This is a genomic window from Nesterenkonia muleiensis (genome assembly GCF_003600155.1).
Lineage (GTDB): Bacteria > Actinomycetota > Actinomycetes > Actinomycetales > Micrococcaceae > Nesterenkonia > Nesterenkonia muleiensis.
This window is the reverse complement of sequence record NZ_QWLD01000016.1, coordinates 159,763-174,721: the sequence shown is the minus strand read 5'-3', so window position 1 is coordinate 174,721 and position 14,959 is coordinate 159,763. Positions and strand designations below refer to the sequence as shown.

The following is a 14,959-nucleotide window of genomic DNA, read 5'->3' as shown; positions in this document are numbered from 1 at the left end:
CGAAAAAGCTCCGGCGGGAGGGCAGCCGCCGGCTCTGCTACGGTAGAAGCAGCTCGGTGCACTCGATGTGTTTCGGATCGGCGAGGAAGGAGGAGCATCATGACTGTCTTTGTCCTGCCTCCGCATCCTTCACTTGTCAACGAGGTCGCTTCCGCTCTCTGACGTTCGGCGACCTCCTTCGATCCTGGAGTGTCTCCAATGTCTTCTGTGCGTACAGGCACACATTCTTTTGACCCTGATTCTGATGCAGTCCCACGGCAACCTGGTTCTGACCAACGGTGGTCTACCTGGACCGAGGTCATCCCCACCCAGCGCGGACCTCTTCCCCATCCTGAATGGCTGATCACCGCAAGTGGTGCTTTTGATACCGAACTGGGTGTGGTGAAAACTGGAAAAGAAGCCGAGGTCCACCTCATCGAACGTGCGGTTCCCGGCACTGCGGGCTGTCTTCTGGCCGCTAAGCGTTATCTGGGCTCCGATCACAGTGATTTCCACCGGTCCTCTGTGTACACCGAGGGACGCTCGGTCCGAGATTCCCGCGAGGCTCGCGCCATGAAGCGCAAGTCATCCTTTGGTCGCCGTGTGGCAGCAGGGCAGTGGGCCCTCACTGAATTCGATGCCCTCGTCCAGGCATGGAAGGCTGGTATGGCCGTCCCCTATCCGGTGCAGGTCAATGGCACCGAGATCCTGATGGAGTACATCGGCCAGGACCGGGTTGCCGCCCCCAGGCTTGTCCAGAGCAAACGAAGAGGCGCAGAACTTGCTGGAGCCTACGACCAGGTGGTGCGCATCCTGGAGTCCTTCGCTCACATGGGGTATGTCCACGGCGACCTATCGCCGTACAATCTGCTCGATGACGGTGGCAGAATCGTCGTCATCGATCTGCCTCAGGTGATTGATGTGGCGGCGAATCCGCTGAGCCTGGACTTTCTGCACCGGGATGTTGTGAACGTCACCACCTGGTTCAACCGACGTGGCCTGGACGTCGATCCAGAAGCCTTGTTCGCTGATCTCATTGCGCAGATGTGGTGATAGACCTTGCCCGAATCTCCCGTAGTCAGGACATGCGCGGACGGCTACAGTGGGCACTGAGATTGCAGAGTCCGTCCACCGCTACACCTCAGGAGTGTGTCCCCATGGCAAAGCTCACCGGAAAACTGGAAGAGGCGTTCAACGCGCAGGTCACCCTGGAGCTGGAGGCCTCGCTGGTCTACCGGCAGCTGGGCATTGAGATGGACATGCTGGACCTTCCCGGCTTGGCCCACTGGTTCCGCGCGCAGGCCGATGAAGAGGTGGTGCACGCCAATAAGTTCATCGATCATATGACTGACCGTGATGCGCATCCCCGGGTGGGATCCATCGCTGCGGTCTCAGCGACGGCCGGCTCCGTGCTGGAGGCCTTCGAGGCATCGCTGGCGCATGAGGAGAAGGTCTCCGAGGCCATCCGCAGCCTCTACAGGCTCGCGCAGCAGGAGGGAGACATCGACGCCCTTCCGTTGCTGAACTGGTTCATCGACGAGCAGCTGGAGGAGGAGGCGATGGTCTCGGAGCTGATCGGCAAAGTCACCCTGATCAACGACGACGGACCGGGCCTGCTGCGGCTGGACGAGGAGCTGGGCGCCCGGCGCTCCGGCGGCACTGAGGCTGATGCTGACTAGCGTGGTATGACGCTCTACATCGATCCACCGGTCTGGCCGGCGCACGGGACTGTGTTCTCCCATCTGGTCTCTGACGCATCGCTGACGGAATTGCACGACTTTGCCGCTGCAGCGGAGATCAGCCAGCGAGCCTTCGATCGGGATCATTACGATGTGCCGGCGCACCGGTACGCGGCGCTGGTCCGAGGTGGCGCGGTGCCGGTCAGCGGTCACGAGCTTGCCCGAGTTCTGGCAGCCTCCGGGCTTCGAGTGAAGACCCGTGAGCGCCCGGAGAAGCTGCACACCGGGCTGCTGCGGCGCTGGATGCGACTGCGTGAGGGTGATCATGGGCTCGACGCTGCCCACCGCGCCTGGCACGCGGTGGGGGAGGACCTGCTGGAGAGTTGGAGTGAGCCGCACCGGCACTATCACGCACTGCCCCACTTGTCGTCGGTGCTGCGAGTCTCCGGGGCGCTCGAACGTGCTGGGGAGCTGCCCAGCGGGTTGAGGTCGGCGACTCTGCTGGCTGGTTGGTTCCACGACGCCGTCTACCACGGCGCAGCTGGACAGGACGAGGAGCTCTCGGCCCAGCTGGCTGAGCGGCAGCTGGATGTTCTGCTGCCCGATGCTGTGGTGACCGAAGCTGCCCGGCTAGTCAGGCTGACAGCCTCGCACGCGCCGGAGGAGAACGACGTGGCCGGAGCAGTCCTGGTCGACGCTGATTTGGAAGTCCTGGGCCGGGAACCTGCGGCTTATCAGCGATACGTCGCTCAGGTCCGTGCAGACTACGCCCGTGTGACTGATGAACAGTTCCGCATCGGCCGCGCCCAGGTGCTTCGCCGTCTGCTGGAGACCCCGAGACTGTTTCGCACAGGGACTGGTTATCGTCTGTGGGAAGCCCGGGCCCGGCAGAACCTGGAGCATGAGCTCAGCGAGCTTGATCGGGGCGGTTAGCAGTACCTTTCCGGCGTTGGATCTTGCTCTCCAAGCCGTCGAGGAAGAGCTGGAGGCCAAGGTCGAATGTCTCATCCCAGCTGGAGTCGAACGTGTCGTCGCCCAGAGCCGCCATCGCCGGGAACTTTCCTGAGGCCATGGCCCTCTCAAGGGTGGGCAGCTGATGTGTCCAGAACTCTTCGTCGGTCATGCCGCTCTCTGCGGCGGCATTCAGCCACAGCAGCTCCTGCCGGACGGCGCCCAGCACATAGGAGTCCAAGGCGGTGGCCAGGCTCATCTTCTCTCGATCCTTGAGTGGAAGATCCAGCAGTCCCGACATGAACAGCTCCATATCGGCCACGCTGTTAGGGCCCAGCACCGGCCGGGTCCAATTCGCCTGCAGCGTCCAGGGGTGTTCCAAGTAGAGTCGGCGCCCCTCGTGGGCGGTAGTCGTGAGAAACTCCCGCCACCCTCGGTCAGTCGCAGAAAAGCGGCTGGGGGAGGGGCCGACCACAGCGTCCAGCATCAGGTTCAGCAGCTCTGTCTTTGAGGGCACGTAGCGGTACAGTGACATGGTGCCGACGCCCAGGTTCTGTGCAAGTCTGCGCATCGACAACGCCTCCAGGCCCTCGCTGTCGGCCAATTCGATCCCGGCGGCGACGATCTGTTCCAGGCGCAGCTTCGGCTTGGGGCCCTTCTCGGGATCCGGCAGTCCTTCCCACAGCAGTTGAAGGCTCTTGGCCAGCGGGTTCTGATCACTCATCGGGACTCCTGGAATGTATGCACTTGCCTATTGCGGACACTGTACGTTATTGTTTTGCGTGCACCGTACGGCGTACAGCGTACTCACCTGAAAAGGAGACTCCTGGATGACAACTCAACCAGCGGTCCAGGCCCACGGCCTGGTCAAGCGCTATAAGAACAAACTCGCTCTGGACGGGGTTGACCTGATGGTTCCTCGCGGGGCCGTGCACGGGCTCCTCGGCCCCAACGGTGCCGGCAAGACCACCGCTGTGCGCATCCTCACCACATTGACTGATGCCGACGGTGGTGAGGCCCGTGTGGCCGGCTTCGACGTCGGTGCCCAGCCCCGAGAGGTCCGCCGCCGGATCGGCCTGACCGGCCAGCAGACTGCCGTGGACGACCTGATGACCGCCCGGCAGAACCTCACCATGTTCGGCAGGCTCTTCCGGCTGAGCAAAGCCGATGCGCAGCGGCGGGCCGATGAGCTGCTGGAGGTCTTCGGCCTGAGTGAGGCCGCCGGACGCTCGCCCAAGAAGTTCTCCGGCGGTATGCGCCGCCGGCTGGACCTGGCCGCCTCGATGATCCTGGCACCTCAGGTGCTGTTCCTGGACGAACCCACTACCGGCCTGGACCCGGCCGGGCGCCGGGAGGTCTGGGAGGCGGTCCGGAACCTGGCCGCCCAGGGCACCACGGTCCTGCTGACCACCCACTATCTGGATGAGGCCGATAAGCTCTGCGACCGGATCAGCGTCATCGACCATGGGCGGAACTTCATCGAGGACACCCCGGCAGGGCTCAAGAGGCGGATCGGGGACGAGCGTCTGGAAGTCGTGGTCAGTGACCCGGCCGAGCTGAAGAGGCTCGAAGAACTGGTGGCCCGCACCCTCGGCGCAGAGCCGGTCCTCGAGGAGACCGAGGCCCGGCTGAGCGTTCCGGTGCCCGACGGAGTGCTCGCCCTGACCGCCGTGGCCGCCGAGATCAGAGCCCAAGACATCGAGGTGGCCGACATCGGCCTGCGCCGTCCCACCCTCGACGAAGCATTTCTGCACCTCACCTCTGCCGCCGCAGAGCCTACGCCGAAGGAGACCAGATGACGACGACGATGACACCCCATTCCGCTGACGCGGTGACCGCGGAGAGCCCCGGTTCACGGCTGCTGTGGGGGTTCCGTGACTGCTGGACCATTGTGCTGCAGGAGTTCACCCACCTGCTGCGACAGCCCTCGACCTTCGCCTGGCAGATCGGTTTCCCCGTGGTCATGGTGCTGATGTTCGTCTACGTCTTCGGCTCCGCCATGGACGTTGCGGGTCAGGGTGCTGGTGAGGGCTATGTGGACTTCGCGATGCCCGGAATGTTCGCCATGACCATGGCTCTGGGTTTCATGGACACCGCCTACGCCATCACCCACAACAAAGAGAAGGGCTTCATGGACCGCTTCCGGTCGATGCCGATGTCCGGCTCCGCTCCGGTGACCGGGCGAGCACTCTCTGATGTCATCCGCGCCGCCCTTGACCTGGTCATCATCGCCGGCGTCGCGCTGCTCATCGGCTGGCGCTCCGGTGGAAGCCTGGGAGCGACCCTGCTGGCCTTCGTCCTGCTGCTCTGGCTGCGGCTGGCGCTGATCTTCGTGGGAATCTTCTTGGGTCTGTGCATCAAGAACACGGAGACAGCAGGCATGCTGTTCGCCGTGGCGTTCCCGCTGGGTTTCATCTCCTCGGTGTTCACCCCGCCGGAGATGATGCCCGGGTGGCTCGGTGCCATCGCGGCCTGGAACCCGGTCTCCTCGACCGCGACCGCAATCCGTGAGCTGTTCCAGACCCAGGGCATGGAGTACCTGGAGCCGGGCTACTGGATCGACGGCCACGCCCTGACGGCGGCATTCATCTGGCCGGCGGTGATCATGCTCATCTTCGTGCCCCTGGCGGTGCGGCAGTTCAGGAACCTCAGCCGCTGAGCATCGGAGAGCACGGCACCACAGTGGGGCGGAACCCGGTCACCGGGCTCCGCCCCACTGCTGTGACCCAGACGGTGCAGACGCTCAGTCCAGTGCGGCGCAGGGTGCGTCGAGGCTATAGCCTTCAGCGGTGGGGCCGACGGTCAGATCCTGTTCCATGACCGTCCCACCCGGTGACTCCGCGTCCACGGAGTTGATCACGCTGGCCCGGTAGGCAGTCTCGTTCGGATCGCCGACCTTGGTGCCTGCCTCTGCCGGGAGCATGTCCTCATAGTCCACCTCCTCCAGATTCTCGGCGGCGGCGACCAGGTTCTCGCGGGTGATGCCGCCGTCGAGCTCTGCGGCGTGCTCCAGCGCGGCAAGCATGGGATAGCTCCAGACCCAGCCGGCCACATACCCGTCGCTGGGGGAGACATCCCCCAGCGCCTCACGCATTGCCTCATGGCCCGGAGTGTCAGAGGACCAGTTGCCCCAGGCCGAGGCTTGGAAATACATGGCCTCCAGCGCGCCGGCCGCCTCAGACTGCAGCAGACCCGGATTCCAGGTGGGGCTGGAACCCACTGCGGTTCCCTCCCAGCCTTCGGAGGCGGCACCAGCGACGATCGTGGCGGTCTCAGTAGGACCGGCGGTGATGACCAGGAGGTCCGGATCCTCCTGGACCACCCGGGAGACCGCTTCGGCCTGATTGTCCTGGCCCGGCGGAGTGGTGATCTGGGCGTAGTCCAGCCCATTGGCCTCAGCAGCGGCAGCCGCGCCGACTGCGGCATCCTCGCCGAAGTCGGTCGGGTAGCCGATGGCCAGCACGGACTCGATCTCCCCGCGGTTCTCCATTGCCCAGTCCACGCCGTTCATCGCCTCGAAGCAGTAGTTGGCGCCGGACTGGACGATCAGCGGTTCGAAGTTCCAGGCTGAGTTCCAGGATGCCGGAGCTGCGATGACATTGTCGTCGCGCATATCCTCCAAAATCGCCATCACCTGGGAGGAGCCCAGAGCCTGGCCCAGGGCCAGGATATCGGTGCGCATCTCCTGGTAGCGCTGGCTGGTCAGCTGGGGATCGTACTCAGCGTCTGAGATGACGAGTTGGACGTCATAGCCGCCCACACCACCATTCTCATTGACTCGGTCCCAGAAGGCCTCCTGTGCCTCGGTCAGCGGTACCGCCACGGCGGAGAAGGTGTCCGAGAGATCAGAGATGATCCCTAAGGTGATGCAGCCGTTGTCCTCGTTGACCGCCTCCGGACAGGGGTCGGAGCTGACGCCGGGACCCGAGCCCTCGGCGTCGTCGCCCCCACCTCCGCGGCAGCCGGTCAGAACCAGGGCAGCGATCGCAGCACCAGCCATTGTGCGGGGAAGCATTCCTCGGTGTCTCATGGTCATTCCTTGCCTTTCCTCTGTTCTCGTGCGAGCTTCTAATAGGAGAAGGGCCAGCCCTTCCAATAGTTTCGGACCCGTATCCAGATCCCGTAGAGCCCTCGTGGCTCAGCGATCAGGAAGCCGATGATCAACAGCCCATAGAGGATCCCTTCGAGCTGGAAGACGTTGAGCAGTCCGCCGCCTGTCACCGAGGTGCTGACGAACGGAACATAGTGGGCGATTTCGATGGCCATCCGGCCCAGGGCGGTGATGAACAGCGCGCCCATGATGGACCCGGAGATCGTGGACACCCCGCCGATGAGCACCATGGCCAGGAACTGCACACTCAGCAGCAGGTCGAAGGAAGTCGGCTCGATGACCCTGACCACGGTGTAGTACAACGCCCCGCAGATGCCTGCGTAGAACGAGGACAGCGCGAAGGCCAGCAGCTTATACCCGGCGAGGTCCACGCCGATCACCGCGGCGGCCACATCCCGGTCACGGATGGCTGCGAAAGCCCGGCCGACACCGGAGCGGGCAATATTTCGGGCCGCCACGGCGAAGATGATCAGAAAGATCAGGGCGACGACGAACAGCTGCTGGTCACGGGTCCAGTCGAGCCCCGGAAGTCCTCCGGAGACCGAGGCGTTGATGCCGAAGAGCTCCACATCAGGCGCCCGTCGGCCGACGCCGGGCCCGCCGGTGAGGTTGCTCGCCTCACGGAAGATATGCAGCCCCAGGAACACTACACCGAGGGTGACGATCGCCAGGTAGAGTCCGCGCAGCCGAACCGCCAGCGGGCCGATCAGCAGCCCGGCGGCAGCAGTCACCAGGCCCGCGGCGGGAAGCCAGATGTACATCGGCATGCCCAGGCCGAGCAGGCGGCCATCGGTGTCGCCGCCTACCACAGCTGCTGTGTAGGCTCCCAGGCCGATGAAGAAGGCATGCCCCAACGAGACCTGCCCAGCGTATCCGGTCACCAGGTTCAGACCGATGGCGCCGATGGCGGCGAACAGGCCCAGGGTCAACACCTGCAGCAGGTCGTCGGTGAACAGCAGCGGGGCGCAGAACCCGACGATGACCAGGACCAGGGTGGACCAGCGTTTGCCCGGGGTGTTCAGCAGACCCATGTGCTGGGCGTATGAAGTACGCAGCAGCGGCCGGCCCCGGGGCGGCCGTGGTCCGTGCGGCGCGGAGCCGGGGACGGGGGTGGTGGTCATACCCGCTCCACCTCCTTCGTGCCGAAGAGGCCATAGGGTCTGATCAGCAGCACCAGCAGCATCAGCGCGTAGGGAGCCACCAGAGAGAAGTTCGCGCCCAGGAACGGAAGATAGGCGGCCTGATAGACCGCGGTGACCTGCTCCACGATGCCCACCAGCAGTCCGCCGATCACCGCGCCCTGGAGACTGTCCAGCCCGCCGATGATGATCGCCGGCAGCGCCTTGAGCGCAATGATCCACGTGTCCTGCTCGATGCCTCCGGAGCCGGTGGCGATGAAGGTGCCGGCAATGGCGGCCAGCCCGCCAGCGATCGCCCAGGCCAGGGCGAACATCGCGCCCACCCGGACGCCCTGAGCCAGTGCGGTCTCCTGGTCCAGTGCGGTGGCCCGCACCGCCAGGCCCGCCTTGGCATAGCGGAAGAACAGCGCCAGTGAGACCACGGTGATGACCGTGACCGCGATGATGGTGACCTGCCGGTGGCTCAGGGCCAGCCCCAGAAGCTCATAGCGCTCGCCACCGCCGGGATAGCGCAGTGCGCGCGAGTCGGCGCCGATGTAACGGTTGGCCAGCACCCGCAGCACCACATCGACACCGATGGTGATGATCGCCAGGGTGAACACCGGCTTGCCCACCATCGGGCGCAGCGCCAGCCGTTCGATCACCATCCCCAGGGCCGCGCCCAGCAGGATCGCGATGAACAGGGAGGGCCAGAACGGCCAGCCCAGCACCGCCGAGAAGTGGTAGCTGAACAGCCCGCCGCAGACCATCAGTGCCGGCTGGGCGAAGCTGATGACATGGGTGGCCTTGTAGATGATGACGAAGCCCAGAGCCAGCAGCGCGTAGATGGCCCCCTGTGCGGTGCCGGAGAGTATCGCTTGAGCGAAAGTGGTCATGATGCCGCCGTTTCCGGGGTTCGTTCGCCGTACATCTGGGCGATCGTGGAGGCGAACTGTTCGGTGATCGCTGTCCGCTTCACCTTCTGGGTGGCGGTCAGCTCGCCCTCGTCGTGGTCCAGTTCCTTGGGCATCAGGCTGAACCTCTTGATGGTCTCCACCTGTGCGAACTTCTCATTGGTCTCATCGACGACCTCCTGGATGAGCTCCTGGACCTCAGGCTTGGCGGAGAGGTCCCGGTAGGTGGTGAATGCCAGGCGCCTGCGCTGGGCCCACTCGCCGACGGTGTCCAATTCGATGCCGATCAGGGCGGTGAGGAACTTACGGCCGTCCCCGATGACGACGGCCTCCTTGACATAGGGGGAGGCCTTCAGGCTGTTCTCCAGCTCCGAGGGCGAGACGTTCTTCCCACCTGCTGTGATGATGATGTCCTTGATCCGGTCAGTGATCTTCAGGTGCGTGCCCCGGGCCCACTCGCCGACATCTCCGGTGTGCAGCCACCCTTCGGCGTCGAGAGTCTCGGCCGTGGCGTCCGGGCGCTTCCAGTAACCGACGAAATTGCCGCGATGGCGGGTCAGAATCTCTCCGGTGCCCTCATCGACGGTGATCTCCACACCAGGGTGAGGTTCGCCGACGGTGCCCAGCAGGACTCTGCCGGGAAGGTTCGCCGTTCCCATCGCGGAATTCTCGGTCATGCCGTAGACCTCATGCATCTGCACCCCGATGCCCATGAAGAACTTCAGCACCTCAGGGGCGATGGGAGCTGCACCTGAGGCGGCGTACCGGGTGTGCCGCAGACCCAGCCGCTCACGCAGCGCCCGGAAGCAGACCACCCAGCAGACCAGGTACACCAGCCGGGTGGCGACAGTGTGACGGCCTCTGTTCTTCACCAGGCAGTCGCCGATCCAATCGGCAAGTCTCATGAACCCGGCGAAGACCCTTCGCTTGAACCAGCTGGCTCCGCTCATCCGGATATGGATGCCGGCGACGATCTTCTCCCAGATCCGTGGCACACCGAAGACCACCGTGGGCTGGACCTCCCGGAGCGCGGTGGTGACCGTCTCGATGGACTCAGCAAAGTTCACCTGAGTGCCGACTCCGGCGTTGAGCCAGGTGGTGAAGCAGCGCTCGGCCACATGGCACAGCGGGAGGTAGGAGACCAGCAGATCCTTGCTGGTGGCCGGAGGGTCGAAGAAGGCGCCCTCCTGGCTGACCCGCTCGATGGCGAACTCGATATTGTCGATGGTCAGCATCGCGCCCTTGGGCGGCCCAGTGGTGCCTGAGGTGTAGATCAAAGTGGCCAGATCGCCGGGCTTAGCAGCCTCGGCCAGATCGGTCACAGCATCAGGATGTGCTCGGGCGTGCTCGGCGCCGCGGGCCAGGAACTCCGGCCAGCTCATCAGGCGTTCATCGGTGTAGTGCCCGGCGATGCCGCGCGGTTCGATGTAGACGATATGCCGCAGCCGGGGAAGCTCCTCGAGGATCTCGAAGGCCTTGTCCACCTGTTCCTGGTCCTCAGCGATCAGCACGCTGGAGCCGGAATCACGCAGCAGGTGCAGCACCTCATGGGCCGGGTTGGTGGGATAGACCCCTACCGTGGCGGCGCGGACGGCTACGGTGCCGATGTCGCTGAAGAGCCATTCGCGGCGGTTCTCACTGTGAATGGCCACCCGGTCGCCGACGCCGATGCCCAGCGAGAGCAGGGCATGGCCGACCTGGACCGAGGTGTCCCAGTACTCCCGCCAGGTCACCTGCTCCCAGAGCCCAAAGTTCTTGTCTCGCATGGCCACAGCCTCAGGGGTTCTCCGGGCGTGTTCGCGGATGCGCAGGGCCAGTGTCTCAGCAGTGCTCATCGGTCCTCCTTACGGCGCCTCGTCGGTGACATCGGTGATGGTCTTTTCACTGACTGGGCCCAGGTAGGCGCGAATCACATCCGGGTGGTTCTGGACCTCCTCCGGGGTTCCGGTGACCAGCGGGGTGCCGAAGTCCATGGCCATCACCCGGTCTGCTAAGTCCATGACCAGGCCCATATCGTGCTCGACCAGAATCATCGGGATCTTCAGCTCCGACCTGATCTCCAGGATGAACCGGGCCATGTCCTCGGTCTCCTCTGCGTTCATGCCGGCCACCGGCTCGTCCAGCAGCAGCAGCTTCGGCTCCATGGCCAGCGCCCGCCCCAGCTCGATTCGTTTCTGGATGCCGTAGGGCAGCATGCCCACCGGCAGGTCCCGGTACCCCTCGATCTCCAGGAAATCGATGATCTCCTCGACCCTGCGCCGGTTGGCCAGCTCGCTGCTGCGGGTGCGTCCCCACCAGATGATGGATTCAAACCACTGGTAGTTCAGGTGATGGTGCCTGCCCAGCATCAGGTTGTCCACCACTGTCAGGTTCTCGAACAGCTCGATGTTCTGGAAGGTGCGGGCCATGCCTCGGCGCGCTATTCGGTGGGGTTTGGTGCCCAGGATGGACTCCGCGCCGAAGGTGACCGATCCCTTCTGCGGCCGGTAGACCCCGGAGAGCACGTTGAAGATGGAGGTCTTTCCCGCGCCGTTGGGGCCGATGACGGCGAACAGCTCTGCCTCGCGGATGCTGAGGCTGACTCCGTTGAGGGCCTTGACCCTGCCGAAGCTCAGCTCGACATTCTCGACTGCGCAGATCTCCTGTGCTGTCACGAAAGCCACCTCTTCCTGCGCTTGTAATGCTTGAGATTGCGGTAGGAGGTGGACAGCTCGCCCCGGCCCAGGTAGAAGTCCCGGATGTCCTCATTGTTCAGGAGGTTCTGGGCCTCGTCGTCCATCACGATCTTGCCCTGCTCCATGACATAGCCGTGGCTGGCGATTGACAGGGCCATCATGGCGTTCTGCTCCACCAGCAGCACGGTGGTGCCGCGCTCCTGGTTGACCCGCACCACCAGGTCCTTGACCTGTTGGACCATTCGTGGGGCCAGTCCCAGGCTGGGCTCATCGAGCAGAATCACCTCCGGATGCGCCACCAGAGCCCGTCCCATGGCCAGCATCTGCTGCTCACCGCCGGAGAGGTAGCCGGCGGTGCGACGGCGCCGCTCAGCCAGCACAGGGAAGAGCTCGTAGATCTCGTCGATGGATTCGCTGAGTCCTCCACGGCGGGTGTGCCCGCCGATCCGCAGGTTCTCCTCGACGGTGAACTCGGCGAAGACTCTGCGGCCCTCCAGCACCTGTCCCAGTCCCGCGGAGACGATCTTCGGCGCGTTCCAGGTGTGGATGGCCTGCTCGCCCAGCCGAATCTCGCCTTTGGTGACCTTTCCGTCATGAATGTCCAGCAGGCCTGAGAGCGCTCGCAGCAACGTGGTCTTTCCGGCACCGTTGGCGCCGAGCAGGGCGGTGATGCGTCCCTGTTCGGCAGTGAGGCTCACCCCGCGCAGCACCTGGATGACGTCGTTGTAGACGACTTCGACATTGCTGACCCTCAGCACGTGGGCTCCCGGCAGAGGCTGGCACTCAGCACACAGCTTTGCATGTGTCCTCCCTCACATTTCGGACTGTTGAGGGTAAAACATAGCACCACATGTGAGTCAGGTCACAAAAAGTTACCGAATCGTCACTAGCTTTCCGTTAAGCGGAAGCATGCGGGCTCTGCGTGTCAGGGAGTGTGCCCGGGAATCAGGCGGTTGAGGGGTCGGCTGCGGCGGCCTTGATCAGTGTGCGTAGGGCCTGCTGGCGGGCGTCGAAGCGGCTCATCTTCGCCTCGGCGGGTATGAAGTAGACGGCGTAGAGCATGGCCCAGACCGAGTTGCTGATCCACTCCACGCTCAGCTCTGGGTCGATGCTGCCGTCCTGGTGGCCGCGTCGCAGCATCGCCGCAATCTGCTGGTCGGTCTCATCCTCGTCCTGATACTCCGCGGGGGCATCCTCTGAGCCGGCGATGCTCATCCACCAGACCAGGGCGGGCAGGTGGTCCATGAGCTCCGCGCAGAGCCGGCGGTAGGCCTCAAGGCCGGTGCCCTCGCCGAGTCTCGCGCGCTGCACGGCAGCCGCCCAGTCTTCGACGGCCAGCTCATTGGCCGCCTTCTTCAGGGCGCTGCGGTCGGAGAAGTACCGGTGGAAGGTGCTGCGCGAGACCCCTGCTGCGGCGGCCACCTCCGCCAGGGGTGCCCCAGGGTTGGAGGCAAGCACCTCGATCCCCGCTTCCAGGATCGCTCGACGAGTGCGCTCGGCGGCAGGTGTGGTCTCCGGCATTGTTTGCTCGCTCCCCTTCTCGTCGCGGCGCGCTGAGCCGAGCTCCGGCTCACCTGACGTGTACAGAGTACAAGACTTTTCAGGCGCACAGTGACTTATTGGTTGACAATAATGAGACAAATATGTCTCAATAGTGACCATGAGCGATCCAATAAGCGTCTCATCCACCTCTCAACGCCTGAGCATCCTGTGGTCCTTCGCGCGTCCCTATCTCCACGTCCTGATGCTCGGGCTTGTGCTCTCACTGGCAGTTTCGGCCATGGGTCTGGCCAGCCCGATGGTGACCAAATGGATCCTCGACACCCTGGCCCTGGGAGGCTCCATGCGTGATCCAGTCCTGGTGCTCCTCGGTCTGCTGGTTCTGGGTGCGGTCGTCGGCTGGTTCCAATGGATCCTGCTGGGAAGACTGGCTGAGGATATCGTTTTCGACGCCCGGAAGCGGATGATCCTGCGCTACCTCGGGGCGCGGGTCTTCGCCCTGCTCTCCCGCGGTCCCGGTGAACTGGTCACCCGGGTCACCTCAGACACCGTACTGCTCAACCAGGCGGCGTCGAACTCGATCATCGGGCTGATCAACGGCACCATCATGATCATTGGCTCGCTGGTGCTGATGGCCCGGCTGGACCTTGTTCTGCTGGGGGCCACCCTGACTGCGGTGGCGGTGGTGTTCCTCGCCTTCGTGGTGCTTATGCCGCAGATCTCCAAGGTCGAGGAGAAAGCGCAGGCGGCTCTCAGTGATCTGGGGTCTGAGCTGGAAGGAACCGTGCGTGCCATCAAGACGGTGAAATCCTCCTCAGCGGAACCTCGGCGTTTCGACGCACTGATGCACCATGTCTCCGAGTCCCGTCGCTTCAGCCTGAAGTCGGTGCGCATCCAGGCTGGTGCCTGGACCACTGCCTGGACGGGGGTCGAAGGTGCTGTGATCATGGTGCTGATCTTCGGCGCCTACCGGGTCTCGATCGGTGAGCTCACGGTTTCCGCGCTGATTGCCTTCCTGCTCTACGTCTGGGGGCTGATGGGGCCGGTGTCCGAGCTGACCCAGAACCTGACCACACTGCAGTCCGGAATGGCTGCTGCTGGCCGGATCGCCCAGATTGAGACGATGGAGGTTGAGTCCCGGGATGCCGATGTCAGGATCCTTGCCGAGCGGCGCGACGGCGCTGACCTGCAGGCCGCCGAGGCCAAGCTGAGCGACGTCGGATCCATTGGAGCCACGCAGAGCAGCATCGACTACGCCAGCACCGCAGGGGAGCTGCCGTTGATCGAGTTCGACGCCGTCACCGCTCGTTACTCAGAGGACGCGACGTCCGCGGTGGAGCAGGTCAGTCTCGGTGTCCCGCATCGCGGCCACCTTGCGCTGGTGGGCTCATCTGGGGCCGGCAAGACCACCATGCTTTCGCTCATGATGCGTTTCCTGGAGCCTGAGTCCGGAGAGATTCGGCTGGCCGGAGTGCCCTACGGGCAGCTCGACCACGCGCAGGTGCGGGCAGCCTTCGCCTATGTGGAGCAGGAGACCCCCGTGGTGCCGGGGAGCATCCGGCAGAACCTGCTGTTCTCCCGCCCGGAGGCCACTGAGTCCGAGGTGCAGGAGGTGCTTCAGCGGCTCCGGCTGGCGGAGAAGATCTCCGAGCTGCCTGAGGGTCTGGACACCCCGCTGACCGAGACCAATGTCTCCGGAGGTCAGCGTCAGCGTATTGCCCTGGCCCGCGCCCTGCTGGCTCGGCCGCGGATCCTGCTGCTGGACGAGGCGACCGCCCAGGTGGACGGCATCACCGAGTCCGCGGTGCAGCAGGCGATTGCGGAGATCTCGCAGGAGTCTGCGGTGGTGACCATTGCCCACCGGCTCTCCACGGTGATCGAGGCGGACCAGATCCTGGTGATGGACTCCGGCCGCATCATCGGCCGTGGAACCCACCAAGAGCTGCTGCGGAGCACCGAGTTCTACCGGGATCTGGTGGCTGCGCTGAAGATCGAGGCCCGGGTGTGAATCCCAAGCTACCGAGTAGTAGTA

14 protein-coding genes are annotated in these 14,959 nt (G+C 64.4%); 6 read left to right on the top strand and 8 right to left on the bottom strand.

All coding sequences use genetic code 11. From position 1 onward, the window contains the following. The first annotated feature begins 381 nt into the window (after positions 1–381). From DVO78_RS05805 to DVO78_RS05795, 3 genes are all read left to right on the top strand, one after another. The gene (locus DVO78_RS05805; RefSeq protein ID WP_238385159.1) at positions 382–1,032 is read left to right on the top strand and encodes a serine protein kinase RIO; all 651 of its coding nucleotides are present in this window, start codon (positions 382–384) and stop codon (positions 1,030–1,032) included. Positions 1,033–1,136: 104 nt separating this feature from the next. Then, complete coding sequence (locus DVO78_RS05800; RefSeq protein WP_120003865.1) at positions 1,137–1,658, top strand: ferritin; 522 nt, start codon at positions 1,137–1,139, stop codon at positions 1,656–1,658. Positions 1,659–1,664: 6 nt separating this feature from the next. Further along, a complete protein-coding gene (locus DVO78_RS05795) occupies positions 1,665–2,591 on the top strand; it encodes a DUF4031 domain-containing protein (protein WP_120003864.1) in 927 nt (308 codons plus the stop codon). Here DVO78_RS05795 and DVO78_RS05790 read toward each other — a convergent pair. Further along, positions 2,566–3,333, bottom strand: a complete 768-nt coding sequence (locus DVO78_RS05790; RefSeq protein ID WP_120003863.1) for a TetR/AcrR family transcriptional regulator — start codon at positions 3,331–3,333, stop codon at positions 2,566–2,568. The genes DVO78_RS05795 and DVO78_RS05790 overlap by 26 nt on opposite strands. 106 nt (positions 3,334–3,439) lie before the next feature. Here DVO78_RS05790 and DVO78_RS05785 point away from each other — a divergent pair, with 106 nt between their 5' ends. Next, positions 3,440–4,408, top strand: coding sequence for an ATP-binding cassette domain-containing protein (locus DVO78_RS05785; RefSeq protein WP_120003862.1), 969 nt, complete (start codon positions 3,440–3,442; stop codon positions 4,406–4,408). Next, positions 4,405–5,268 carry an ABC transporter permease gene (locus DVO78_RS05780; protein ID WP_202912097.1) on the top strand — a complete coding sequence of 288 codons (864 nt, stop codon included), beginning with the start codon at positions 4,405–4,407 and terminating at the stop codon, positions 5,266–5,268. Before DVO78_RS05785 ends, DVO78_RS05780 begins: the two co-directional genes overlap by 4 nt. Before the next feature lie 84 nt (positions 5,269–5,352). Here the strand turns inward: DVO78_RS05780 and DVO78_RS05775 are convergent, their stop codons facing one another. The 7 genes from DVO78_RS05775 to DVO78_RS05745 form a co-directional block, all read right to left on the bottom strand. Beyond that, positions 5,353–6,639 (bottom strand): ABC transporter substrate-binding protein, encoded by a 1,287-nt coding sequence (locus DVO78_RS05775; RefSeq protein WP_202912096.1) that lies wholly within the window; start codon positions 6,637–6,639, stop codon positions 5,353–5,355. A gap of 38 nt (positions 6,640–6,677) precedes the next feature. Then, the gene (locus DVO78_RS05770) at positions 6,678–7,841 is read right to left on the bottom strand and encodes a branched-chain amino acid ABC transporter permease (protein ID WP_120003859.1); all 1,164 of its coding nucleotides are present in this window, start codon (positions 7,839–7,841) and stop codon (positions 6,678–6,680) included. Continuing rightward, entirely contained in the window at positions 7,838–8,734 is an 897-nt protein-coding gene (locus DVO78_RS05765; RefSeq protein ID WP_120003858.1) for a branched-chain amino acid ABC transporter permease, read from the bottom strand. The genes DVO78_RS05770 and DVO78_RS05765 overlap by 4 nt, the downstream gene beginning before the upstream one ends. Then, complete coding sequence (locus DVO78_RS05760; protein ID WP_120003857.1) at positions 8,731–10,587, bottom strand: AMP-dependent synthetase/ligase; 1,857 nt, start codon at positions 10,585–10,587, stop codon at positions 8,731–8,733. The genes DVO78_RS05765 and DVO78_RS05760 overlap by 4 nt, the downstream gene beginning before the upstream one ends. A gap of 9 nt (positions 10,588–10,596) precedes the next feature. After that, entirely contained in the window at positions 10,597–11,406 is an 810-nt protein-coding gene (locus tag DVO78_RS05755) for an ABC transporter ATP-binding protein (RefSeq protein WP_202912095.1), read from the bottom strand. Continuing rightward, positions 11,403–12,185, bottom strand: coding sequence for an ABC transporter ATP-binding protein (locus tag DVO78_RS05750; protein ID WP_120003855.1), 783 nt, complete (start codon positions 12,183–12,185; stop codon positions 11,403–11,405). Before DVO78_RS05750 ends, DVO78_RS05755 begins: the two co-directional genes overlap by 4 nt. A gap of 187 nt (positions 12,186–12,372) precedes the next feature. Beyond that, a complete protein-coding gene (locus DVO78_RS05745; RefSeq protein ID WP_157983886.1) occupies positions 12,373–12,948 on the bottom strand; it encodes a TetR/AcrR family transcriptional regulator in 576 nt (191 codons plus the stop codon). 139 nt (positions 12,949–13,087) lie between these two features. On the opposite strand from DVO78_RS05745, the gene DVO78_RS05740 reads away from it, so the two are divergent. Beyond that, positions 13,088–14,935 carry an ABC transporter ATP-binding protein gene (locus DVO78_RS05740; protein ID WP_120003853.1) on the top strand — a complete coding sequence of 616 codons (1,848 nt, stop codon included), beginning with the start codon at positions 13,088–13,090 and terminating at the stop codon, positions 14,933–14,935. Positions 14,936–14,959: the final 24 nt, after the last annotated feature.

What these genes read in the sequence shown, in the direction of transcription:
- DVO78_RS05795 (WP_120003864.1), top strand. Translation starts at nt 1,665, where the DNA reads ATGACGCTCTACATCGATCCACCGGTCTGGCCGGCGCACGGGACTGTG.
- DVO78_RS05770 (WP_120003859.1), bottom strand. Translation starts at nt 7,841, where the DNA reads ATGACCACCACCCCCGTCCCCGGCTCCGCGCCGCACGGACCACGGCCG.
- DVO78_RS05780 (WP_202912097.1), top strand. Translation starts at nt 4,405, where the DNA reads ATGACGACGACGATGACACCCCATTCCGCTGACGCGGTGACCGCGGAG.
- DVO78_RS05765 (WP_120003858.1), bottom strand. Translation starts at nt 8,734, where the DNA reads ATGACCACTTTCGCTCAAGCGATACTCTCCGGCACCGCACAGGGGGCC.
- DVO78_RS05775 (WP_202912096.1), bottom strand. Translation starts at nt 6,639, where the DNA reads ATGAGACACCGAGGAATGCTTCCCCGCACAATGGCTGGTGCTGCGATC.
- DVO78_RS05740 (WP_120003853.1), top strand. Translation starts at nt 13,088, where the DNA reads ATGAGCGATCCAATAAGCGTCTCATCCACCTCTCAACGCCTGAGCATC.
- DVO78_RS05800 (WP_120003865.1), top strand. Translation starts at nt 1,137, where the DNA reads ATGGCAAAGCTCACCGGAAAACTGGAAGAGGCGTTCAACGCGCAGGTC.
- DVO78_RS05760 (WP_120003857.1), bottom strand. Translation starts at nt 10,587, where the DNA reads ATGAGCACTGCTGAGACACTGGCCCTGCGCATCCGCGAACACGCCCGG.
- DVO78_RS05785 (WP_120003862.1), top strand. Translation starts at nt 3,440, where the DNA reads ATGACAACTCAACCAGCGGTCCAGGCCCACGGCCTGGTCAAGCGCTAT.
- DVO78_RS05790 (WP_120003863.1), bottom strand. Translation starts at nt 3,333, where the DNA reads ATGAGTGATCAGAACCCGCTGGCCAAGAGCCTTCAACTGCTGTGGGAA.
- DVO78_RS05745 (WP_157983886.1), bottom strand. Translation starts at nt 12,948, where the DNA reads ATGCCGGAGACCACACCTGCCGCCGAGCGCACTCGTCGAGCGATCCTG.